This window comes from Parazoarcus communis SWub3 = DSM 12120 (genome assembly GCF_003226565.1).
GTDB lineage: Bacteria > Pseudomonadota > Gammaproteobacteria > Burkholderiales > Rhodocyclaceae > Parazoarcus > Parazoarcus communis.
This window is the reverse complement of record NZ_QKOE01000008.1, coordinates 121,574-143,022: the sequence shown is the minus strand read 5'-3', so window position 1 is coordinate 143,022 and position 21,449 is coordinate 121,574. Positions and strand designations below refer to the sequence as shown.

The following is a 21,449-nucleotide window of genomic DNA, read 5'->3' as shown; positions in this document are numbered from 1 at the left end:
GCCGGGCTGGGTTACCCTCATCACTCCCTCCCTCCCCTCAGGAAATCATGGATCTGCCCGCCCACCAACTGACGATGACCGTGCTGATGACGCCCGACATGGCCAACTTCTCGGGCAAGGTGCACGGCGGTGCGATACTGCGTCTGCTCGACCAGGTCGCCTATGCCTGTGCCAGTCGCTACGCGGCGCGCTACGTGGTCACACTGTCGGTCGATCAGGTCATGTTCCGCCAGCCGATCATGGTCGGCGAACTGGTCACCTTCCTGGCCAGCGTCAATTACACCGGCAAATCGTCGATGGAAATCGGCATCAAGGTCGTCGCCGAGAATATCCGGACTCAGGAAGTCCGCCACGCCAACAGCTGCTTCTTCACCATGGTTGCAGTGGACGACGACGGCAAGCCGGTACCGGTCCCGCCGCTACGCCCCTTCAGCCCCAAGGAAAAGCGCCGCTTCGAGGCAGCCGAGGCACGCAAGGCACTGCGCCTGGAACTGGCCCGACGCTTTGCCGAAACCCATGGTCATGCCGATGACGCTGCTGACTGACCAGGCGTGACCCGACTGCTTGCCCTCTGGCGCAAGGAAACCCTCGCGCTCTTGCGTGACCGGCACGGGCTGGCCGCGCTGTTCATCATGCCGGCGATCTTCATCCTGGTGATGTCGCTGGCGCTGCGCGACGCCTTCGTGCCCGGCGTGCCGGCAGACCTGGGCTATGCAGTGGTGGACCTGGACGACACCCCGACCTCGGCGGCCTTCGAAGCCCGTCTCGGTACGGTCGACATCCTGCGCGAGTTCGGCCGCCTGGCAGATGAACAAACGGCACGCCGCGAGATTGCTGCAGGCCGCATCGCCTTCGTCATCGTGCTGCCGGAAGGTTTCGGTGCAGCGCTGGACGCAGCGGCAAGAACCGATGCCCCCTCCGCCACAACGCTGCGCCTGCTCGCCGACCCCACTGTGCCACTGGCCGTACGCAACGGCTTTCGCCAGCAGGTCGAGGCCGAACTGAGCCGGCAGCAACTTGCCAGCGTGCTCGACCGCCTCGGTCGAGCCCTGATGATCCCGGAACTGCGCGACATCCCCGAACGCCGACCGGCGCTGGAGGTCGCGACCGAGGCAGTGCGCGGGGAGACGACGCTCGACCCGGCACCCGTGCTGCCCTCATCGGTGCAGCAAAATGTCCCTGCCTGGCTGATCTTCTCGATGTTCTTCGTCGTGGTGCCGATCTCGGCGGTGTTCATCGCCGAGCGCCAGCATGGCACGCTGCAGCGCCTGGCCACCCAGCAAGTGTCCTTTGGGCTGATCCTGGCCGGCAAGCTGCTGCCATTCTTTGTCGTCAATCAGGTCCAGGCAGTGGTCATGGTGCTGGTGGGCCGTTACCTGGTGCCACTGGCCGGCGGTGAAGCGTTGGTGTTGCCCGGCAACGGCAGCGCGCTGTTCGCACTGTGGCTGATGACAGCCGCCGTCAGCGTGGCTGCAGTGGCCTGGGCCTTGCTGATCGCCAGCCTGGCCCGCACCGCCGAACAGGCTACGGTGTTCGGCGGCGTCGGCAACATCCTGATGGGTGCCATCGGCGGCATCATGGTGCCCAAGTTCGTCATGCCCGCCGGCATGCAGGCGCTGACCCAGCTATCCCCGATGGCCTGGGCATTGGACGGCTTTCATCGAGTGATGCTGCGCAACGGTGGCAGCAGCGACATCGTGCTGCCGGCAGCGGCACTGGTATGCTTCGCCCTCGCCGCACTGGTGGTGGCCATCCTGCTGAACCGGCGCGCCCGCCGCGCACATTGCTGACGACCCCTCATGAATGACCTGAAACACGCGATCAAGATCCTGATCGTGGCGTCCTGTGACAAGGATTGCGATCCAGCGAGCATCACCGACGACGAAGCCCTGTTCGGCCCCGACGCGCCCCTGGCGCTGGATTCGCTCGATGCACTGCAGGTATCGATGGCGCTGCAGAAGCAATACGGCCTGCGCCTGACCGATAGCAAGGAAACCCGTCGCATCCTGTCCAGTGTCGCCAACCTGGCCGAACACCTCGACGCATTCCTTGCCAGCCGTACATGAACCGGCCGGTGTACATCGCCGCCCTCGGCCATTGCTCAGCGCTCGGCAGCGACACCGGCACCGCACTTGCCGCCCTGCGTGCAGGCACCCGACCAAGCACACGACATCGCCTGCTCGATCGCGACTGGCCCTGCTACCGCCTCCCGTTTGACGACCCCGACTGGCTGACCCGCGCACGGCGTGCAGTCCGGCATGTCGGCCAGGCCTTGATGCCCGCGCTGCCCACTGCCGATGCCTGCCGCAGCGCGCTGTTCGTCGCCTCGTCATCACTGCAGATCGGTGCAATTGAAGAGGATGCGCGCAAGCTTGGCACGATCTCGCTGCCGACCGACGCCGCGGCCTTCTCCGCCCAGCTCGCGCAGTGGCTGGGCATCGGCGGTACGCCATGGACTTTTTCCACCACCTGCACCTCGGCACTGGCTGCGCTCGACGCGGCTGCCACACAGATCCGCCACGGCCACCTGGAACATGCCGTGGTGCTCGGCATCGAGCTGGCCAACGACACCACCCTGGCGGGCTTTGCCGGTCTTGGCCTGCTCGCCGACACCCCGGAGGGTGCCGGGCTGGTGCTTGGTGAGGCGGTTGCCGGCGTCGTGTTGAGTGCACAACCGGGCACCGGATGGCAGCTTGCCGCCTGTCGCCTGGGGGTGGACAGCCACTCGCCCACCGGGCCTTCACCCGACGGTCGCATCATTGCCCAGGTGATCCACGCAGCGCTCGACGACGCCCGCCTCACCGCGGCCGAGATCGACCTGCTCAAGCCTCATGGCGGCGGACTTTCCGCCACCGCCGACGCTGAAGCCAACGCACTGGATGCGGTCTTTGGTACGCAAGACCCGCCGCAACGCGAGTACAAATCAGGCATCGGACATACCCTGGGTGCCAGCGGCCTGGCCGAACTCACCCTGTTGCTGGCAGACCTGGCGCAGGCCGGCGCTCAGCCACGTCACATCCTGCTCGACCTGATCGGCTTCGGTGGCAGCATCGGTGCGCTGGTGATAAGCGCAGATACGGCAGCCCACTCGTCGCTGCACACCCGCGAGCTGGACGTTCAGCCCGATGCCTGTCCGGCAAGCCACGCCACCCAGCTCGAACTGGACAGCAAGACGCTTTCCGCCCGGGCCCGAGCCCTGCATGGCGCCCCCCTGCGTCGGGCAGGTGCGCTGACCGAAGCCTGTCTGGTCGGCGTCGCAGACATCCTTCAGGATCGCCCCCCGACACGCTCCACCGCCGTGCTGTTTGCCTCGCGCAGCGGCCCCCGCCATGCCTTCACCACGGTGCTGGCCGACCTCTGCCTGCGTGGCGAGGACCCGATGCCCTTCGACTTCCTCGCCACCCAGGCGGCACTGGCGGCGCTACCCATGCAGAAGATGTGGCCCGACATCGACTACGTCTGCCACCTGCCGATCACCGGCGATGAGGTCATCCATCTGCAGCGCATGATGCAACTGGCCACGGCATGGCTTCGCGAAGGCCGCCACGACCGGGTGCTGTGCGGCATCGTCGAACCTGGCGACGACCGTCACCGTGCGCAGTGGCATTGCTTCGAGCACTAGCCGCACGCTCCCGGATACTCCACAGCCCTCTGAATTCACTCCATATTTTCGAGACAATCCGGAAAAAACCCCTTACCTGGGGCACGGAATTGCCGCACAATCACCGCACAAGCAGCGGCCCGGCAGAAGGCCCACCTCCAACCCCTCAGAGAGCGCCCCGACCATGCGTGTAACCCTCGTTCATCCCGCCGGGTTCAACTTCGTGCCCGGCCAGCCCGACTTCACCATCCTTGCCAACCGCATGGCGCCGATCGGCATCCTGCAACTGGCCTCCTGGCTGGAGAAACACGGCCACCCGACCCAGCTGCACGACTGCATGGGGCCGTATGCGCCCGCCTCGCTGGAAGCCAATGCCGAACAGATTCTCGCCACCAACCCCGAGCTGGTCGGCTTCTCGGCCACCACCTCGGGCTTCATGGACGCGGTGGACATCGCCGAGTACCTCAAGCGCAAGCGTCCGCACATCAAGACCTTCTTCGGCAATGTGCACACCTCATCGATCGGCGCACCGCTACTCGATCACTTCCCGGAAATCGACTATCTGTGCATCGGCGAAGGCGAGGGTGCCATCCTCGACGTGGCCGAAGGCATGGATCCGAAGGACATCGCCAACATCATCTACCGCGACGGTTCGGGCAAGGCGGTCATCAACGAGCGCCGCACCCGCATCCTCGACCTCGACGAGCTCCCCTTCCCGGCCTACGAAAAGCTCGCAGGCTTTCCGCACGACTACCACCTGCCGCTGTTCTCCTACGAGAAGCGCTGGGGCGCGACCATGATCACCTCGCGCGGCTGCCCCTACACCTGTTCGTTCTGTGACCGCACGGTGTATGAGCGCCTGTACAAGTACAACTCGCCGCAATACGTGCACGACCATATCCGTCACCTGCGCGACAACTTCGGCGTGCATCACATCAATATCTACGATGATCTGTTCACCGCGCACAAGAAGCGCATCCACGACCTGTGCGAGTTGCTCATCGCCAAACCTCTGGGGGTGGACTTCAACTGTGCGATCCGCACCGGCCACACCTCGGACGAAATGCTGGCCTTGCTCAAGCGCGCTGGCGCGCTGATGGTGTCGATGGGCATCGAGTCGGCCGACCCCGGCATGATGGAGCGGCACAAGACCGGGGTCACCCTGGACGCCGTGCGCAAGACGGTGGAGCAGATCCACGCCGCCGGCCTGCGCGCAAAGGGACTGTTCATCTTCGGCCTGCCGGGTGAGACCCCCGAGACCCTGAAGAAAACCAGCGACTTCATCCTGGAGCTCGATCTCGACGAGATGAACATGACCAAGTTCAGTCCGATGTATGGCGCTCCGATCTGGGACGAATGCGTCTCCGGCAAGGAAGGCGATTTCAACGAAGACTGGCGGCTGATGAACTGCCTTAACTTCGTGTTCAAGCCCAATGGCTTCGAGTCGCGCGAACAGATGGACGCGCTCTACAACTGGCATGTGCGCCGCTACTACGACAGCAAGGCCTACCGCCGCCGCTTCTCCAAACGCATCTGGCAGCACCGCTGGAGCCTGTGGCATCTGGTGAAGAACCTGCCACGCGTGATCCAGGCTGCACGGTATTTCAGCGCCAACAAGGAACAGATCGAAGCCGCAGCGCAGAACTTCCCGGCGCACCCCCGCCAGCCACGCGGCCTGCACCCCTTCCTCAGCCCCGAGTTGCAGGCCGACGCCATCGCGGCAATGTCGCCGGTCAAGGTCTCGCGCAAACCCAAGCCGGTGGTACCGGCCGATGCGAGCAAGACCATCCAGATCGTTCAGGCAGCGTAATCAATGCAGTCGGCGAACGGGCACATGCCCTGTTCTTATCCGGACAAAACAGCGAAAATTCTCGCACTGGCGCAAGACGGCGGTTAACATTCCGCCTTTGCACTCCGCAACAGCGCATCGGTACCCGGTCCGCTGCTGCGGAGCCTACCGTTTTTCCTGAAGCACAGCCGACACCGTAGCCAAGATGACCGCAAGCACCCCATCCGCCGACGCCGCCCTGCTCACCGAAGTCGCGGAGTTGATCGTTTCCGCCCTGAACCTCGAGATCGCCGCCAGCGAGATCGAAGCCGATGCCCCGCTTTACGGCGAAGGGCTGGGCCTGGATTCGATCGACATCCTCGAGGTGGCCCTGGTCGTGTCCAAGCGCTTCGGCTTCTCCCTGCGCGCCGACAACGAAGACAATCTAAAGATCTTCTCCTCGTTGCGCAGCCTGTCGGACTACATCGCCGCAAACCGGGTGCAGTGATGGCCCACCCCCTGCGCCTCGGCCGCACCCTGCTGCTGGCCGTCGCGTTCGGCGCCTACCTGCTGCTGGCCCACCTGACCACGGCCCCGGATCAGCCCAGCACGCTGGGCGCCCTGGTCGCCGTCGTACCTTACATGGGGATCGCGCTGATGATGGCGTGGCGCAGCCGCCACCGCCTGCCTGCGCTGCTGCTGTGGGGAGGACTCGCCAGCCTGCTGGCCTACCACTGGACGGTGGTCGAATCGCGCTTCGAGTGGATCTACTTCATCCAGCACCTGGGCGTGTTCTCGCTGCTGGCAATCGGCTTCGGCCGCACCCTGGCCGCCGGCGAGGAGCCGATGATCACCCGCTTTGCCCGCGTCATCCACGGCGATCGCCTGGCGCCGCCGCTGCAACGCTATACCCGCGGCGCAACGCTGGCCTGGGCCATCTTCTTTGCGTTGATGGCATCGAGCTCCGCCACGCTGTTCTTTGCGGGCTCCATGCATGCCTGGTCACTGCTGATCAACCTGTTCACTCCGATCCTGATCGGCGCCATGTTCGTCGTCGAGTTCATCGTCCGTCTGATCGTGCTGCCACCGGCCCTGCGCACCGGGCTGGCCGATTCGGTGCGGGCCTTTCTCCATGCCTCGCGTGGCGCCACCCCACCCGCCGCCTGATAGAAGTCCCGTGTCCCGTCTGCCGCTGGTTTCACATACCGATCCTGACGCTGTCATTGCCCGCCGCCACGGTGCGGCGATCAGCCTGCGCCGCTTCCTTGCCGACATCGAGCGTGTAGTCGGCACGCTGCCCGACTGCCAGCACATCCTCAATGTCTGCAGCGACCGCTACCACTTTGCCGTCGGCCTGGCGGCCGGCATGGTCTCCGGTCGCATCAGCCTGCTGCCATCGACTTATACCCCGGAAACCTTGCGTCATCTCGCGGCCTTTGCCCCGGATTGCCATGTGCTGACCGATGGCGATCCGGATGCGTTCAGCTTGCCGGCGCTGCCCTTCCCTGCACTGCACACGGCAGACGACGCGCTGCCTGCACACTGTACGGTGCCTGCACTCGCAGCTGACCAGCGCGTTGCCTGGGTCTTCACCTCGGGCTCGACCGGCACCCCGGTGCCGCACCCCAAGACCTGGGGCCGGCTGGTGATCAACGTCCGCGCCGAAGGCATCGCACTCGGGCTCGACCCGGCCCGGCCGGCAACCCTGGTCGGCACGGTGCCGCCACAGCACATGTATGGGTTTGAATCGACCGTGCTGGTGGCCTGGCAAAGCGGCGCGGCATTCGACGCCGGGCGGCCGTTCTACCCTGCCGATATCGCCGCCACGCTGGCACGGACACCTGCGCCTGCCGCGCTGATCACGACCCCCTTTCATCTGCGCACGCTGTTCGACGAAGGCGTGGCACTCGACCCGATCGGGCTGGTGGTCTCCGCCACTGCACCCTTACCGGTCGAGCTCGCCCACCTTGCGGAGGCACGGCTGGGCGCGCCGCTGCTGGAGATCTACGGCAGTACCGAAACCGGTCAGATCGCCACCCGTCGCAGCGCCGTGACCCAGGAATGGACACTGTTCCCCGGTATCCGGCTGAGCGAGCGTGACGGCCAGACCTGGGCCGACGGTGGCCACATCGAGGTCGCCGTGCCGATGTCCGACGTCATCGAACAGGTCGACGCCCAGCGCTTCCTGCTGCGCGGCCGCAACGCCGATCTGATCAATATTGCCGGCAAACGTACCTCACTCGGTTATCTCAATCAGCAATTGCTGGGCATACCTGGCGTGCGTGATGGCGGTTTCCACCTGCCCGACGGCGAGCGCGACGGCCACATCACCCGGCTGGTGGCCTTCGTGGTCGCGCCCGAGCTGAACGAACGCAGCTTGCGCGAGGCGCTGCGCGAGCGCATCGACAACGCCTTCATGCCGCGTCCGCTGATCTTTCTCGACAGCCTGCCGCGCAACGCCACCGGCAAGCTGCCGCGGGACACCTGCGAAGCCTTGTTGCGCAGCTACCTCGCCAGCCGGAGCGGCACACAGTGAACCCCGCAAGTTGCCCGCTGCCGATCCCCGCTGACCACCCTGCGTTCGCCGGACACTTTCCCGGACAGCCGATCGTGCCGGGGGTTGTGTTGCTCGACCTCGCTGCACTTACGCTGCAACAACAGCTCGACCTCGGTGCAAGACGCTGGCAACTGGGCAATGCAAAGTTCGTCCACCCGGTCGGCCCCGGCGAAGCCCTGGTCCTGAGCTGGAAGCCCCCGTCCGCGAGCGGTGCAATCGCCTTTGCGGTCCAGACTGCAGGTGGCGAACCGGTCGCCAGCGGCAGCCTGACCCCGTACGCGGTCGACGCCAACGTGCCGTCATGAGCATCCCGCCCGCGTCCGAGCGCCCCGCCGGGGCAACAAACGCCGCAGAATGGGCTCAACGCCCGGAACGCAGCAATACGGCCATGCTGCGCCTGATGGCCTGGATCTCGTTGCACCTGGGGCGCCCCGCCGGGCGTGTCGTGTTGCACCTCATCGCCGCCTACTTTCTGGTGTTCGCCCCCGCAGCACGGCGTGCTTCACGCGCCTACCTGCCACGCGCCCTCGGCCGACCGGCACGGATCACCGACGGTTATCGCCAGGTCTTCAGCTTTGCCGCCACCATTCATGATCGCGTCTATCTGCTGAAGGACCGTTTCGATCTGTTCGACATCCGCATCGAAGGAGAAGAGCTGATCCGTGAGCAGCTCGCCCGCGGCCGTGGCGCGCTGCTGTTCGGCGCCCATCTCGGCAGTTTCGAAGTCATCCGTGCAATCGGCCGCAACCAGCCCGGCCTGAAGATCGCGCTCGCCATGTACGAAGACAATGCGCGCAAGATCAATGGCCTGCTGAACGCGCTGAACCCCTCGGCCCGCCCCGAGGTCATTGCCCTGGGCAAGCTCGACGCCATGCTCAAGGTTCATGCCCGCCTGGCCGAAGGCGCGCTGGTTGGCGTCCTGGCCGACCGCAGCCTGGGTGATGAGGCACGGGTACCCGTCGAACTGCTGGGCAGCCCGGCCATGCTGCCGCTTGGCCCGTTCCGCATGGCCGCGATGCTCGATGCCCCGGTGTTGTTCATGGCCGGCCTGTACCATGGCGGCAACCGCTACACCATCCGCTTCGCACCGATTGCGGACTTCAGCACGGTGCCCCGCGCGCAGCGTGATGCGGCCATCCATGATGCAATGCACCGCTATGCGACGGTACTGGCGCAATGCTGCCGTGAGGCGCCCTCGAACTGGTTCAACTTCTTCGATTTCTGGAACGACTTCGATACGGCCAAGGTGAAACCCGAATGATCCGGTACTGCGTCGCCTTCCTGTTGTCTATCGGCCTGTCCGTCACCCATGCCGCCGAGTGGGGTGTCGACCAACTGATGCGCACGCTTGCCGACAATGGCGGCGGCCGGGTACGGTTTGTCGAAACGCGCTACCTTGCCATTCTCGAGCAACCGCTGACCGCCACCGGCGAGCTGGTATACATCGCGCCGGCAAGGCTCGAACGCCACACCGAAACCCCGGTCAAGGAAACCATGGTGCTCGACGGCGACACCCTGACCCTGAACCGCGAGGGCAAGACCCACACCCTGCGCCTGCGCGACTACCCCGAGGTGGCGACCTTGATCGACAGCATCCGCGCCACCCTGGCGGGCGACCAGCAGCGGCTGGCTCGCAGCTACGCCCTGTCGGTCAGCGGCCAGGCCTCGCGCTGGCAACTCGATCTGCTGCCCTCTGACCCAGGCATCTCCAAGGTTGTCAGCCGCATCCGCATCGGAGGCCGTCATGGCGCAGTGAACGAAGTCGAGATCCTGCAGGCCGACGGCGACCGCTCGGTGATGTCGATCACCCCGAAATGAGCTCACGCCGGCGCCTCGGCGCGTTCGCCCTCTGGTTCGTTCTGGTCGCCATCCTTGCCCTGCTGGTCGGTCGCGCCCAGTTTACGGCCGACATGTCGGTTTTCCTGCCTCGCAGCCCGACACCCGAGCAGCAGATGCTGGTCGACCAACTGCGCGACGGCATGGTGTCGCGGCTGACCTTGATCGGCATCGAAGGGGGGCGCCCCGATGATCGAGCCGAGGTCTCGAAGCTGCTTGCGGCAAGCCTGCGTGCGGACGCTGCGTTTGCCTCGGTGAGCAATGGCGAAGCCGTCCATGTCGAAGCCGACCGGCGCTGGTTGTTCGACCACCGTTACGCACTCAGCCCCGCGATCACCCCCGATCACTTCAGCAGCGATGGCCTGCGCACCGCGCTTCAACGCACACTCGACCTGCTGGCCTCGCCGGCCGGGCTACTGGCCAAACCCTTGGTGACACGCGACCCCACAGGCGAACTGCTTGCCCTGCTCGGCCAACTCGACAGTCAGGCACAAGCAGAGCGGGACGGCGAAGTCTGGGTGTCGCAGGATGGCCACACCGCCCTGCTGCTGGCGATGACCCGTGCGTCGGGCGGCGATATCGACGCCCAGGAAGCGGCAATGAACACGATCCGTGCCGCCTTCGATGCAGCGCGCAGCACACGCCCAAGCGCTGCGGAAATGACCCTGGCCATGACCGGCCCCGGTGTGTTCTCGGTGCAATCGCGGGCCACCATCAAATCCGAAGTCACCCGCATCGCCCTGCTTGGCACCAGCCTGATCATCTTCATGCTGCTGTTGATCTACCGCTCTCTCCCCGTGCTGCTGCTCGGCTTGCTGCCGGTGCTGACCGGCGCGCTCGCCGGCATCGCCGCCGTCAGCCTGGGCTTCGGCGTCGTACATGGCCTGACGCTGGGCTTTGGTACCACCTTGATCGGCGAAGCGGTCGACTACGGCATCTACCTGTTCGTCCAGCGCGGCCGCGGTGACCGGGTCGCGGGCTCGGCCATGGCGCGCTTCTGGCCGACCATCCGTCTTGGCCTGCTGACCTCGGTTTGCGGCTTTGTGGCCCTGCTGGCCTCAGGTTTTCCTGGTCTCGCTCAGCTCGGCCTGTACTCGCTGGCGGGCTTGCTGACGGCCGCGCTGGTCACCCGCTACCTGCTCCCTGCCATGCTGCCGGACGATTTCCGGCTGCGCGATGTCGCCCCGCTGGGTCGCCGGCTGAGCCATTTGGTCACCGCCGCGTCGCGCCTGCGCTGGCTGGTGATCACCCTGGCACTGACCAGCCTGGCGCTGATCGGCATTCAGCGCCATAGCCTGTGGAACAGCGAACTGCTTGCCCTCAGCCCGGTTCCCCAGGCAGATCAGGCGATGGACATGCGCCTGCGCGGCGAGCTGGGTGCCCCGGATGTACGCTACCTGATTGTTGTCGACGGCAGCACCACCGAAGAAGCCCTGCAAGCGGCCGAAGCGCTTGCGCCCGTTCTCGAGCGCCTGCAGGCCGACGGCCACCTCGCCGGCTGGGACAGCCCTGCACGCTATCTACCCAGCAACGCCAGTCAGCGGGCCCGCCTTGCAGCCCTGCCCGATACCGATGAGTTGCGCGCCCGCCTGAACACGGCCACAGCAGGATTACCGCTGCGTGCCGAACGCCTGGAAGCCTTTGTCGCCGACATCGCTCAAGCCCGCCAGCAGCCACCGCTCGACCGCGACAGCATGACAGGCACCTCGCTCGCACTTGCCGTGGACGCCATGTTGTTCCATACCCGGACAGGCGTGCGCGCGCTGATGCCACTACGCGCGCCGGAGAGCGGACGCCAGGCTCACCTGATCGACGCGGCGACAGTACGCAATGCCATCTCCAGCGTGCCTGACAGCAAAGCACTGTTCCTCGATCTCAAGCACGAATCGGACGCGCTTTACGGCGGCTACCTGTCGGAAGCGATCGAGCTCTCGCTCGGCGGCATCGCCGCCATCCTGCTGGCCTTACTGATCTTCCTGCGCCGGCCGATGCGCGTGCTGCGCATCGTCCTGCCTCTGGCGGCAGCGATCCTCGTGGTGATTGCCGCGCTGAGCCTGGCCGGCAAGCAGCTGATCCTGCTGCACCTCGTCGGCCTGCTGCTGATCGTCGCGGTCGGCTCCAACTATGCCTTGTTCTTTGATCGCGAAGCCTACGCTGGCGGCCCGCCTGATCCACATACACTGGCTTCGCTGCTGTTCGCCAACCTGACCACCGTGGCCGGTTTCGGCCTGCTGGCCTTCTCGGATGTCCCGGTGCTCCAGGCCATCGGCATCACCGTCGGCCCTGGCGCCGTGCTGGCCCTGGTGTTCTCGGCCATGCTCAGCCGCAGGGACGGCGCCCCCCCAGGCTCGCCGCACGCATCATGACGCTGAACATGCTGCATCTGCCCGCCCCCGGTGGCAATGCGTCAACGCTACTGATCATGCTTGCCGGCGCATACGACAAGCCAGCCGACTTCATCGCAGCCGGCTTCGACCATGCGCTGCAGGCTAGCCATCGCGCCCTCGATCTGATCTTCGTGGAGAGTGATCTTGCCGCAGTCTGCGACGGCACCCTGGCCGACGCCCTGGAGCACCAGATCGTCGCCCCGGCCCGCAAACAAGCGTATCGCCGCATCCTGACCGGCGGCATTTCCATTGGCGGTCTGACTGCCCTGATGCACGCAGACCGCCACCCCGCCAGCAGCGACGGGCTGGTACTGATCGCCCCCTACCCGGGCAACCGCAGCATCACCCGCGAAATCGCCGCAGCGGGCGGGCTCGCCGCCTGGCCTGCCGCCGCCCACTACCCCATGAACGACGAGCGCCTGGGCTGGCGCGCGCTGCAAGCACTTGCCCACCGCCCGCATGCACCGCTGTGGCTGGGCTACGGCAGCGAGGATCGCTTTGCCGGCGGACATGCACTGATGGCAGCCGTCCTCGCGCCGCACCAGGTCACAACGCTAGCCGGCGGCCACGACTGGCCGACCTGGCTCAGGTTATGGCAGCACTACCTCGAGTTCGGTCGGACGAACAACTGAGCAGTGGCGGAATGGCGCTTGGCACCGGTCACCTTCCCGCGCCGACGGGCATGGCCGGAGACGCCTGAAATGGGTTCGTAGCCTGTGGCAAGCCCACCTGTTGCATCCCCTTGATGCATCAAGCTCGTTGAACCCCCGCGCACCCCGTCCGCACACTGCTAATATCCACGCCATGACGGCCGGGCCCTTGCACCGGCTCCTGCCCCCGGACCCATCATCATGACCCGCTGCACCTTGCGCCCGCTGTGCGGGCTTTTGTTTGTGCTCGCCACCTTGCTCGACACGCCGCTTACCCTGGCGGCCGAGGGCGGGCGCCCGCGCATCGGCGTGGCACTGTCGGGCGGAGGGGCGCGGGGGGCGGCGCATATTGGCGTCCTGCAGGTGCTTGAGTCGCTCCGGGTCCCGGTCGATTGCATCACCGGCACCAGCATGGGCGCGATCATCGGCGGCGCCTACGCGGCCGGCATCACCACCGAAGAGCTGGAGCAGGTCGTGGTCGAAACCGACTGGGGCGACGTGTTCAACGACCAACCGCCCCGGCAGGAACAGTCCATCCGCCGCAAGGCGGATCAGTTGAGGGGGTACTCCGAGATCGAACTGGGCCTGCAGAACGGCGAGGTAAAGGCTGCGCGCGGTCTGGTCAGCGGCGTGCAGATCGAGAGTTTCCTGCGGCGGCTCACCCGACCGGTTGCCGATATCGAGGACTTCACCCGCCTGCCCATCCCCTTCCGTACCGTCGCGACCGATATCGAAACCGGCGAGGCTGTCGTGCTGGAACGTGGCAGCTTGCCGCAGGCCATGCGTGCAAGCATGGCCATTCCGGGCCTGATCGCGCCGGTCGAGCTCAATGGCGCCCTGCTGGTCGATGGCGGAATCGCCAACAACCTGCCGATCGAACTGGCCCGTCAGACCTGTGCCGATGTAGTCATTGCGGTCAACATTCAGTCAGCGCTGTTCAAGCGCGATCAGTTGAACTCTGCATTCTCGATCACCGGCCAGTTGATCAACCTGCTCGGCAAGACCCGGGTAGACGCCGAGATCGCCACCCTCGGTGCGGAAGACGTCCTGATCACACCTCAGCTGGGTGCCATCAGCTCCAGCAGTTTCGACCGCCAGACCGAAGCCGTCGCCATCGGTCGCGCCGCCGCACTCGAGCTCAGCGCTGCCCTGAGCCGTTACAGCCTGTCCGAGACCGATTACAGCTTGCTGCGCAACACCCAGATGCGTCACAACACACGTCTGGGCAAGGTCGCGGGGATCCGCTTCGAAGGACTCGAACGCTCGAATGCGGCAGTTCTCGGCGACCTGATGAAAAGTCAGCCGGGGCAGGAGTTGTCGGAAGAGGTGCTCGCCGCCGACATGCGCCGCATCTACGGCCGCGGCGACTTCGAAGGCATCGACTACCGCATCGCCCCGGACGGCGATCGCCGCACATTGGTGGTGCGGCCGCGCGAGAAGAGCTGGGGACCCGACTACCTGGGCTTCGGCCTCGGCTTCGCCTCGGACTTCACCGGTGAATCTCAGTACAGCCTGATGCTGCAGCATCGCAAGACCTGGATCAATCACCTTGGCGCGGAATGGGTTAACGAACTTCAGGTTGGCCGCCGCAACCGGCTGTCCACAGAGTTCTACCAGCCTTTTGACGATACCGGACGCTGGTTCGTCCGTCCCGGCGTCGCACTTGAAACCTATAAGCAGGGACTGTTCTTCGATCACAAGCAACTGGCCACCTATGCCTTCGAACAGGCCTCGGCCGACATCCAGCTCGGCTACAACATCGGCACCCTTGGCGTCCTGCACGGCGGCCCGATATGGAAATGGGGCAGCTACCGCCGGGATACCGGCACCTTCCTGCTGGAAGAGGGCAGCTACGACACTCGCGGCCTCCAGGCCACCCTGCTGATCGACCAGCTGGACCGGTCGCGGCTGGCCACCTCGGGCTACGCGCTGACGGTTCACGCCCAGCGCAACCGACAGCAAGGCAGCCAGAACCTCGACTATCGCCTGCTCGAAGCGCGTGGGCTGGGCGTCTTCAATCACGGTGCCCACATCATCGGGCTGGCGCTGCAGGGTGGTACCAGTTTCGGCGACGAACTACCCGGGCAGGAACTCTTGCAACTGGGCGGGCCGCTACGCCTGTCCGGCTATCGCATCGGCGAGTTCCAGGGCCAGCGCTACAGCCTGATCCGGCTTGACTATCGCAACCGCGCCGTACGATTGCCCGCCATCCTCGGCTCGGGCGTCTTTCTCGGCGGTAGCCTGGAGAGCGGCAGGATGGACGGGCTGCTCAACACCACGACGGGCAGCGGGCGTGTGAACTCGGCTTCGATCTACCTTTCTGCCGATACCGCCTTCGGTCCGGCTTATCTGGGCCTGGGCCTGGGCGATGATGGGCGGCGCACCCTGTTCCTGGTACTCGGCACGCCTTGACCGGGCTTGATGGCGTTCAGTCGCCCATTGCGATCTGACGCGCTGCCGGGGGCACAGGTACAATCGCGCCCTGATGAAATCCTCACCCCCCGGTCGCATCTGGCGACCCTCCCTGCTGATCGTGCTGGCCTGGGTCATTCACCCGGCGGCGCTGGCTGCCTGGCTGATCTGGCCTGAAAGCTGGCCATGGGGGCTGGCGGCAGTGCTTGCCAGTCACTTCGCACTGACAGCAGCCGGGCTGTGGCCGCGCTGCAGCCTGCTCGGCCCCAACATCACCCGGCTGCCAGACACTTCGAGCGCTCGCAAGGAGATTGCACTGACCATCGACGATGGCCCGGAGCCGACGGTCACGCCGGCCGTCCTCGACCTGCTCGACACGACCGGCGCCAAAGCCACCTTCTTCTGCATCGGCACGCGCGCGGCCGCCCACCCCGAACTGGTCGCAGAAATCGTGCGCCGCGGTCATGCGGTCGAGAACCACTCCCATGGCCACCGCCATCACTTTTCGCTGTTCGGCCCCCGGCGCATTGCGACCGACCTCGAGGCCGCGCAGCACGTGCTGGCCGAACTCAGCGGTCAGGTTCCACACTTCTTCCGTGCCCCAGCCGGACTACGCAACCCCTTCCTGGAGCCGGTGCTTGCCCGCCTGGGCCTGCGCCTTGCCAGCTGGACCCGGCGCGGTTTCGACACCCGCTGCGGCAACCCGAATACCGTGCTCGAACGCCTCTGCCGCGAGCTTGCAGCCGGTGACATTCTGCTGCTGCACGATGGTCATGCGGCACACAGCGCCAGCGGGCACGCGGTCATCCTCGATGTCCTGCCGCCACTGCTCGATCGCATCCATGCTGCGGGTCTGAAAACCGTCACCCTGAAACAAGCGTTCCAATGAGTTCCTCCTTCCGCAAACGGCTGCTCGATGCCGCAACGGCGCCCTATCGCCAGGCTGGCCACTTCGCCTGGCATTTTGCCCGTGGCAAGCTCGGCCGCGATCCGGTGTTCTTCAGCCTGCTCGCCAATGGCGCCTTTCCCGCAGAGGTCCGCATGGTGGACCTCGGCTGCGGTCAGGCCCTGCTGTCAAACTGGCTGACTGCAGCCAGACAGCTGCATGCGAGCGGCGATTGGCCGGGCGATTGGCCCGCCCCACCCAGACTGGTGGCCTACCGCGGCATCGAACTGATGCCCAAGGATGTGGAGCGCGCCCGTCCGGCACTGCCGGAGCATGCCGTCGTCGAGCAGGGCGACATTCGCAGCGTCGCACTGGGCGAGGTCAATGTCGTCGTCATTCTCGACTCCCTGCACTACATTGAGACCGAGGCCCAGAACGCCGTACTGCAGCGTGCACGAGATGCCCTGCCACCGGGCGGCGTGCTGGTGTTCCGCGTCGGCGACGCCGCCGCCGGCCTGCCTTTCCTGCTGTGCAACTGGGTCGACCGGCTGGTGACGACGGTGCGGGGTCACCGCCTGGGCACCTTGTACTGTCGCCCCGCCGCCGCCTGGCAGCGCCAGCTCGAAAGCCTCGGTTTCAGCGTGCGCCCACAAGCCATGGATGCGGGCACCCCCTTCGCCAACACCTTGCTGCTTGCCCGGCGTGAGCCTTGATCGCCGATTCTCGAAGGATCCGGCCCCACGCCACGAAGGCACGGGTCGCCGGTGCCATCCGGGCCCCCGGGCAGTTTGCTAGAATGACCCCACATTTTTTCGGATATCCGCGTTGAAACCCCTGCTGCTTTCCCGCTATACCGCGACCAGCTGCATCGGCACCGGACTCGCCGCCACCCGCGCAGCCCTCGCCCAAGGCCGCAGCGGACTGCACCCCTGCGATTTCGAGACGGTCGATCTCGACACCTGGATCGGCCGGGTGAACGGCCTGGAACAAGCGCCCCTCGCACCCGCACTGGCAGACTACGATTGCCGCAACAATCGGCTCGCCATGCTCGGCTTGCAACAGGACGGTTTCCTCGAGGCCGCACGGCACGCCGTTGCGCGCCATGGCGCACGCCGGGTGGCCGTGCTGCTCGGCACCAGTACTTCGGGCATCCTGGAAACCGAGCTCGCCTACCGTCAACGCGACCCGCTAAGCGGCGCCTTGCCGCCAGATTTCCACTATCGCGGCAGCCACAACATTTTTTCCGTGGCCGAATTCGTGCGCCACGCAGTCGGCGCGGCCGGTCCGGCCTGGGTCATCTCCACCGCCTGTTCCTCCAGCGCCAAGGTCTTCGCCAGTGCCGCACGCCTGCTTGCCAGTGGCCTGATCGACGCAGCCATCGTCGGCGGGGTCGATTCGCTCTGCCTGACCACGCTCTACGGCTTCAACTCGCTCGAACTGGTCGCGCCCGAGCCCTGCCGGCCCTACGACCCGGCACGCAGCGGGATCTCGATCGGCGAGGCCGCCGCCTTTGTGCTGCTCGAACGTGCGCCGGACACACCCGGCCCGGCCGACATCGTGCTCTCCGGTTATGGCGAATCGAGCGACGCCCACCACATGTCGGCACCACACCCGCAAGGACTTGGCGCACGCATGGCCATGGAGCAGGCACTGGCCTGCGCAGGACTGCGACCGACCGACATCGACTACATCAACCTGCACGGCACCGGCACCCCCAGCAACGATGCGGCCGAAGGCCTCGCTGTTGGCACCCTGTTCGGCAACCGTACCGCAGCCAGCTCCACCAAGGGTGCCACCGGACACACCCTGGGTGCCGCCGGCGGCCTGGAGGCGGTGTTCTGCGCGATCGCCCTGGCCGAAGGCATGATGCCGGGCAGCCCCGGCACCCGTGAGCTCGACCCGGGGATCGACATCGCCTACCGCCTGCAGCCGGAATCCGCCCCGCTGCGCCATGTACTGTCGAATTCACTGGGCTTCGGCGGCACCAACTGCAGCCTGGTATTCTCGCGACCGGCAGGAGACGCCCGATGACAGCACCGCTTTCAGCAGGCATCCGGGCCATCGGCATGATCGGCCCCGGCTTTGACGACTGGAATGCTGCCCGTGCCGTGCTTCAGGGGACATCCACCGGCTGGCAACCCGCCGCAACCCGTATTCCCAGCCCCACCATGCTGCCGCCTGCCGAACGTCGCCGCGTCGGTGCGGTGGTCAAGCTCGCGCTGGTCGCCGGCATGCAGGCCGTGGAGGCGGCAGGCGCAGATGCGGCCACACTGGCCACGGTATTCGCCTCTGCCGGCGGTGACGGCGCCAATTGCCACGCGATCTGCGAGGCGCTGGCCGGCAACGACCGTCTGATCTCACCCACCCGCTTCCACAATTCGGTCAACAATGCCGCATCGGGCTACTGGGGCATCGCCACTGGCGCAATGGCGACCTCGACGATTGTCTCGGCCTACGATGGCAGCTTTGCCGCCGGGCTGGTGGAAGCCCTTGCACTGGCGTCCAGCCTGGACGCCCCGGTGTTGCTGGTGGTTTACGACCATCCCTATCCGGAACCCCTCGCTGCAGCCCGGCCCTTGCACGATGCCTTTGCCGTGGCGCTGCTGCTGGATCCGCATGCCACCGACGGCCCCCGGATTGCCCTGGGCGAATTGACTGACCGCGTCGCCGACACCCTGGACAACCCGGCACTGGAAAGCATCCGCAGCGGCATTCCGGCCGCACGCAGTCTGTCCGTACTGCATTCACTGGCTCGTCTCGCCACCGGTGAAGCCGCCGAAGTGGTGATCGACTATGTCGACGACAGCCGCTTGTGTGTGAACGTCCTCGGATGAGCCCGCAGCAACTCGATCACGCCTGGATTGCGGCACACATTCCCCACCAGGGCGGCATGTGTCTGCTCGAGCGCGTCGAGGCCTGGGATGGGGACCAGATTCGCTGTTCCGCACTCAGCCACCGTCGGATCGACAATCCACTGCGCGCCAGCGGCCGCCTGGGCGCGCTCAATGCCGTCGAATACGCGGCCCAGGCGATGGCCGTGCATGGTGCCTTGCTCGCTGGCAGCAGCACGCCACCCACGCCGGGTTTTCTTGGCAGCGCACGCAGTGTGGAGTGCCTGGTCGACCGCCTCGACGATATTGACGGTGCCCTGTCCATCCACGCCGAGCGCCTGTCGGCTGACGCGCGCACCCTGCTTTACGCCTTTACCGTCGCCAGCGCTGCCGGCCCGCTCGTACGCGGCCGTGCTGCAGTCGTTCTGGTCACGGCTTCATCCACCTGATACCGGACTCCAACCATGACCCTACGCGCCTTCGTCAGCGGCGGCAGTGGCGGCATCGGCCGTGCAATCTGCCAGCGCCTGGCCGCCGATGGCCATGCCGTGCTGGTGCACGCCAATCGCAACCTTGCCGCAGCCGAGGCCCTGGCAGCGGAAATCCGCGCAGCTGGCGGCGATGCGCAGGCGGTGGCCTTCGACCTGACCGATGCTGCAGTGACCGCTGCCGCAGTCGAGAACATCCTTGCCGACGGCCCCATCCAGGTCCTGGTCAACAACGCCGGCATTCACGATGATGCAGTGTTTCCCGGCATGTCGGCCGCGCAATGGCACAAGGTCATCGACGTCAGCCTGCATGGTTTCTTCAACCTCACCCAGCCACTGACAATGCCGATGATCCGCACGCGCTGGGGACGCATCATCAACATCACCTCGGTAGCCGCCATTACCGGCAATCGTGGTCAGGTCAATTACGCGGCCGCCAAGGGGGCGCTGCATTCCGCCACCAAGTCGCTGGCACAGGAACTGGCCGGACGCGGCATCACCGTCAATGCGGTCGCACCAGGCATCATCGACACCGCGATGAGCGAAGCGAGCTTCGACGCCGAGGCCATCGCCCGCATCGTGCCAATGAAACGCGCCGGACGCGCCGAAGAGGTGGCCGACCTGGTCGGTTTTCTGGCCTCGAAACAGGCAGGCTACATCACCGGCCAGATCATCTCGATCAACGGCGGCATGATCTGATGAGCAGCGCAGCCGACGCACTCCACACGGTCAGCGTGCATCAGACCGAAGCACTGCTGTTCTTCACCTTGCTGCAACTGGCCATCATCATCCTTGCCGCACGCGCCGGTGGCGAAATCGCGGTACGCCTTGGCCAGTCCTCGGCGGTGGGTGAAATCATTACCGGCATCCTGCTCGGCCCTTCCTTGTTCGGCTGGCTGGCGCCCGATCTGTTTGATCTGGTGTTTCGCAGCGCGCCACCCGAGCCAATGCAGATCCTGTCGCAGATCGGCCTGTTGCTGCTGATGTTCCAGATCGGCCTCGAGTTCGACTTCGGCCACCTGACCGAACGCAAGCATCGCCGTACCGTGGCCTGGGTCGCCAGCGCCGGGCTGCTGCTGCCCTTCGCCTTCGGTTTCGGGCTGGGCTGGCTGGCCACGCCCCTGCTGCCTGACGGCGTCGAACCGCTGACTGCAGGCTTGTTCATTGCCACCGCATTCTCGATCACCGCGTTACCGATTCTTGGCCGCATCATGATCGAATTCCAGCTTACCCGCAGCCCGCTCGGCGTCATCGCAATCAGCGCTGCAGCCATCAACGACGTGGTCGGCTGGCTGCTGCTGGCACTGGTCTCGACGCTGGCAGTGTCGCAACTCGATCCGCTTGCCTTTGCCACCAAGGTCGTGCTGGTAATGGTGTTCTTTGCCTTCAGCTGGTGGGGCATCCGCCCGCTTGCCAAACGCCTGGTCCACCGTGCCAACCCGGGTCGCGGGCGGCTGCCGCCCAACCTGATGGGTGCGATGCTGGCATTGATCTTCGTCGCCGGCATGAGCACGTATCAGCTGGGCATCTTCGCCATTTTCGGCGGATTCCTGATGGGCGTGATCCTGCATGACGAGCACGGCCTGCGCGAAGCCTGGAATACCCGGGTGGGGCATTTCGTCACCGTGTTCTTCCTGCCGATCTTCTTCACCTACACCGGCCTGCGCACCGACATCGGCAGCCTCGACAGCCTGACCGACTGGGGCTGGTGTCTGCTGGTGATCGCACTTGCCACCCTCGGCAAGTTTGGCGGCTCGTATCTGGCGGCCAGGCGTTGCGGGCTGGGCCATCACGAGGCCGGCATCCTTGGCGTCATGATGAACACCCGGGCACTGATGGAGCTGGTGGTGATCAACGTGGGCTACGACCTCGGCGTGATCTCCCAGCAGATGTTCACGATGCTGGTGATCATGGCCATCTTCAGTACAGTGGTCACAACGCCCTGCCTGCGCCGCTGGCTGCCGCTCATCGGCCATACATTGCCGCCACGGGTGCGGGAGTAGCGGGCCAGAAGCAGCCGGCCAAAGCTCACA

Annotated in this window: 21 protein-coding genes; all 21 read left to right on the top strand. The window is 65.8% G+C overall.

Annotated features, from left to right (window positions below):
* Window positions 1–47 precede the first annotated feature (47 nt).
* The 21 genes from DNK49_RS13050 to DNK49_RS12955 all read left to right on the top strand — a co-directional run bounded on the left by DNK49_RS13050 (window position 48) and on the right by DNK49_RS12955 (window position 21,419).
* Window positions 48–545, top strand: coding sequence for an acyl-CoA thioesterase (locus DNK49_RS13050; RefSeq protein ID WP_110525209.1), 498 nt, complete (start codon window positions 48–50; stop codon window positions 543–545).
* A 6-nt stretch (window positions 546–551) separates the two neighbouring features.
* Complete coding sequence (locus DNK49_RS13045; protein ID WP_110525207.1) at window positions 552–1,790, top strand: ABC transporter permease; 1,239 nt, start codon at window positions 552–554, stop codon at window positions 1,788–1,790.
* Between the two features lie 9 nt (window positions 1,791–1,799).
* On the top strand, window positions 1,800–2,066 hold the full coding sequence (locus DNK49_RS13040) for a phosphopantetheine-binding protein (RefSeq protein ID WP_110525205.1): 267 nt from the start codon (window positions 1,800–1,802) through the stop codon (window positions 2,064–2,066).
* Window positions 2,063–3,622, top strand: a complete 1,560-nt coding sequence (locus DNK49_RS13035; RefSeq protein ID WP_110525202.1) for a beta-ketoacyl synthase N-terminal-like domain-containing protein — start codon at window positions 2,063–2,065, stop codon at window positions 3,620–3,622. Before DNK49_RS13040 ends, DNK49_RS13035 begins: the two co-directional genes overlap by 4 nt.
* A 163-nt stretch (window positions 3,623–3,785) precedes the next feature.
* Complete coding sequence (locus DNK49_RS13030; RefSeq protein ID WP_110525200.1) at window positions 3,786–5,411, top strand: B12-binding domain-containing radical SAM protein; 1,626 nt, start codon at window positions 3,786–3,788, stop codon at window positions 5,409–5,411.
* Between the two features lie 184 nt (window positions 5,412–5,595).
* Window positions 5,596–5,877, top strand: coding sequence for a phosphopantetheine-binding protein (locus tag DNK49_RS13025; protein WP_110525198.1), 282 nt, complete (start codon window positions 5,596–5,598; stop codon window positions 5,875–5,877).
* On the top strand, window positions 5,877–6,536 hold the full coding sequence (locus DNK49_RS13020; RefSeq protein WP_110525196.1) for a COG4648 family protein: 660 nt from the start codon (window positions 5,877–5,879) through the stop codon (window positions 6,534–6,536). Before DNK49_RS13025 ends, DNK49_RS13020 begins: the two co-directional genes overlap by 1 nt.
* A gap of 10 nt (window positions 6,537–6,546) precedes the next feature.
* Entirely contained in the window at window positions 6,547–7,905 is a 1,359-nt protein-coding gene (locus tag DNK49_RS13015) for an AMP-binding protein (RefSeq protein WP_243632355.1), read from the top strand.
* Window positions 7,902–8,231: a 3-hydroxyacyl-ACP dehydratase FabZ family protein gene (locus DNK49_RS24415; RefSeq protein ID WP_243632354.1), complete on the top strand. Its 330-nt coding sequence runs from the start codon at window positions 7,902–7,904 to the stop codon at window positions 8,229–8,231. Before DNK49_RS13015 ends, DNK49_RS24415 begins: the two co-directional genes overlap by 4 nt.
* Window positions 8,228–9,187, top strand: a complete 960-nt coding sequence (locus tag DNK49_RS13010) for an LpxL/LpxP family acyltransferase (protein WP_110525194.1) — start codon at window positions 8,228–8,230, stop codon at window positions 9,185–9,187. The genes DNK49_RS24415 and DNK49_RS13010 overlap by 4 nt, the downstream gene beginning before the upstream one ends.
* Entirely contained in the window at window positions 9,184–9,744 is a 561-nt protein-coding gene (locus DNK49_RS13005; protein ID WP_110525192.1) for a LolA-related protein, read from the top strand. The genes DNK49_RS13010 and DNK49_RS13005 overlap by 4 nt, the downstream gene beginning before the upstream one ends.
* Window positions 9,741–12,128: an MMPL family transporter gene (locus tag DNK49_RS13000; protein WP_110525190.1), complete on the top strand. Its 2,388-nt coding sequence runs from the start codon at window positions 9,741–9,743 to the stop codon at window positions 12,126–12,128. The genes DNK49_RS13005 and DNK49_RS13000 overlap by 4 nt, the downstream gene beginning before the upstream one ends.
* Window positions 12,125–12,781, top strand: a complete 657-nt coding sequence (locus DNK49_RS12995) for an alpha/beta hydrolase (RefSeq protein WP_110525189.1) — start codon at window positions 12,125–12,127, stop codon at window positions 12,779–12,781. The genes DNK49_RS13000 and DNK49_RS12995 overlap by 4 nt, the downstream gene beginning before the upstream one ends.
* A gap of 219 nt (window positions 12,782–13,000) precedes the next feature.
* On the top strand, window positions 13,001–15,211 hold the full coding sequence (locus tag DNK49_RS12990; protein WP_110525187.1) for a patatin-like phospholipase family protein: 2,211 nt from the start codon (window positions 13,001–13,003) through the stop codon (window positions 15,209–15,211).
* 73 nt (window positions 15,212–15,284) lie between these two features.
* Window positions 15,285–16,100 carry a polysaccharide deacetylase family protein gene (locus DNK49_RS12985; protein ID WP_110525185.1) on the top strand — a complete coding sequence of 272 codons (816 nt, stop codon included), beginning with the start codon at window positions 15,285–15,287 and terminating at the stop codon, window positions 16,098–16,100.
* Window positions 16,097–16,810 carry a class I SAM-dependent methyltransferase gene (locus tag DNK49_RS12980; protein ID WP_110525183.1) on the top strand — a complete coding sequence of 238 codons (714 nt, stop codon included), beginning with the start codon at window positions 16,097–16,099 and terminating at the stop codon, window positions 16,808–16,810. The genes DNK49_RS12985 and DNK49_RS12980 overlap by 4 nt, the downstream gene beginning before the upstream one ends.
* Before the next feature lie 112 nt (window positions 16,811–16,922).
* Window positions 16,923–18,128, top strand: coding sequence for a beta-ketoacyl-[acyl-carrier-protein] synthase family protein (locus DNK49_RS12975; RefSeq protein WP_110525181.1), 1,206 nt, complete (start codon window positions 16,923–16,925; stop codon window positions 18,126–18,128).
* Window positions 18,125–18,931: a beta-ketoacyl synthase chain length factor gene (locus DNK49_RS12970; protein WP_110525179.1), complete on the top strand. Its 807-nt coding sequence runs from the start codon at window positions 18,125–18,127 to the stop codon at window positions 18,929–18,931. The genes DNK49_RS12975 and DNK49_RS12970 overlap by 4 nt, the downstream gene beginning before the upstream one ends.
* Complete coding sequence (locus DNK49_RS12965; protein WP_110525177.1) at window positions 18,928–19,377, top strand: hotdog family protein; 450 nt, start codon at window positions 18,928–18,930, stop codon at window positions 19,375–19,377. Before DNK49_RS12970 ends, DNK49_RS12965 begins: the two co-directional genes overlap by 4 nt.
* Window positions 19,378–19,392: 15 nt before the next feature.
* Window positions 19,393–20,115, top strand: coding sequence for a 3-oxoacyl-ACP reductase FabG (gene fabG, locus DNK49_RS12960; RefSeq protein ID WP_110525174.1), 723 nt, complete (start codon window positions 19,393–19,395; stop codon window positions 20,113–20,115).
* Window positions 20,115–21,419: a cation:proton antiporter gene (locus DNK49_RS12955; protein WP_110525173.1), complete on the top strand. Its 1,305-nt coding sequence runs from the start codon at window positions 20,115–20,117 to the stop codon at window positions 21,417–21,419. The genes fabG and DNK49_RS12955 overlap by 1 nt, the downstream gene beginning before the upstream one ends.
* Window positions 21,420–21,449: the final 30 nt, after the last annotated feature.

What these genes read in the sequence shown, in the direction of transcription:
- DNK49_RS13025 (WP_110525198.1), top strand. Translation starts at nt 5,596, where the DNA reads ATGACCGCAAGCACCCCATCCGCCGACGCCGCCCTGCTCACCGAAGTC.
- DNK49_RS12980 (WP_110525183.1), top strand. Translation starts at nt 16,097, where the DNA reads ATGAGTTCCTCCTTCCGCAAACGGCTGCTCGATGCCGCAACGGCGCCC.
- DNK49_RS12995 (WP_110525189.1), top strand. Translation starts at nt 12,125, where the DNA reads ATGACGCTGAACATGCTGCATCTGCCCGCCCCCGGTGGCAATGCGTCA.
- DNK49_RS13000 (WP_110525190.1), top strand. Translation starts at nt 9,741, where the DNA reads ATGAGCTCACGCCGGCGCCTCGGCGCGTTCGCCCTCTGGTTCGTTCTG.
- DNK49_RS13005 (WP_110525192.1), top strand. Translation starts at nt 9,184, where the DNA reads ATGATCCGGTACTGCGTCGCCTTCCTGTTGTCTATCGGCCTGTCCGTC.
- DNK49_RS12955 (WP_110525173.1), top strand. Translation starts at nt 20,115, where the DNA reads ATGAGCAGCGCAGCCGACGCACTCCACACGGTCAGCGTGCATCAGACC.
- DNK49_RS12990 (WP_110525187.1), top strand. Translation starts at nt 13,001, where the DNA reads ATGACCCGCTGCACCTTGCGCCCGCTGTGCGGGCTTTTGTTTGTGCTC.
- DNK49_RS13020 (WP_110525196.1), top strand. Translation starts at nt 5,877, where the DNA reads ATGGCCCACCCCCTGCGCCTCGGCCGCACCCTGCTGCTGGCCGTCGCG.
- DNK49_RS13030 (WP_110525200.1), top strand. Translation starts at nt 3,786, where the DNA reads ATGCGTGTAACCCTCGTTCATCCCGCCGGGTTCAACTTCGTGCCCGGC.
- DNK49_RS13040 (WP_110525205.1), top strand. Translation starts at nt 1,800, where the DNA reads ATGAATGACCTGAAACACGCGATCAAGATCCTGATCGTGGCGTCCTGT.
- DNK49_RS12965 (WP_110525177.1), top strand. Translation starts at nt 18,928, where the DNA reads ATGAGCCCGCAGCAACTCGATCACGCCTGGATTGCGGCACACATTCCC.
- DNK49_RS12970 (WP_110525179.1), top strand. Translation starts at nt 18,125, where the DNA reads ATGACAGCACCGCTTTCAGCAGGCATCCGGGCCATCGGCATGATCGGC.
- DNK49_RS13010 (WP_110525194.1), top strand. Translation starts at nt 8,228, where the DNA reads ATGAGCATCCCGCCCGCGTCCGAGCGCCCCGCCGGGGCAACAAACGCC.
- fabG (WP_110525174.1), top strand. Translation starts at nt 19,393, where the DNA reads ATGACCCTACGCGCCTTCGTCAGCGGCGGCAGTGGCGGCATCGGCCGT.
- DNK49_RS13035 (WP_110525202.1), top strand. Translation starts at nt 2,063, where the DNA reads ATGAACCGGCCGGTGTACATCGCCGCCCTCGGCCATTGCTCAGCGCTC.
- DNK49_RS13050 (WP_110525209.1), top strand. Translation starts at nt 48, where the DNA reads ATGGATCTGCCCGCCCACCAACTGACGATGACCGTGCTGATGACGCCC.
- DNK49_RS12985 (WP_110525185.1), top strand. Translation starts at nt 15,285, where the DNA reads ATGAAATCCTCACCCCCCGGTCGCATCTGGCGACCCTCCCTGCTGATC.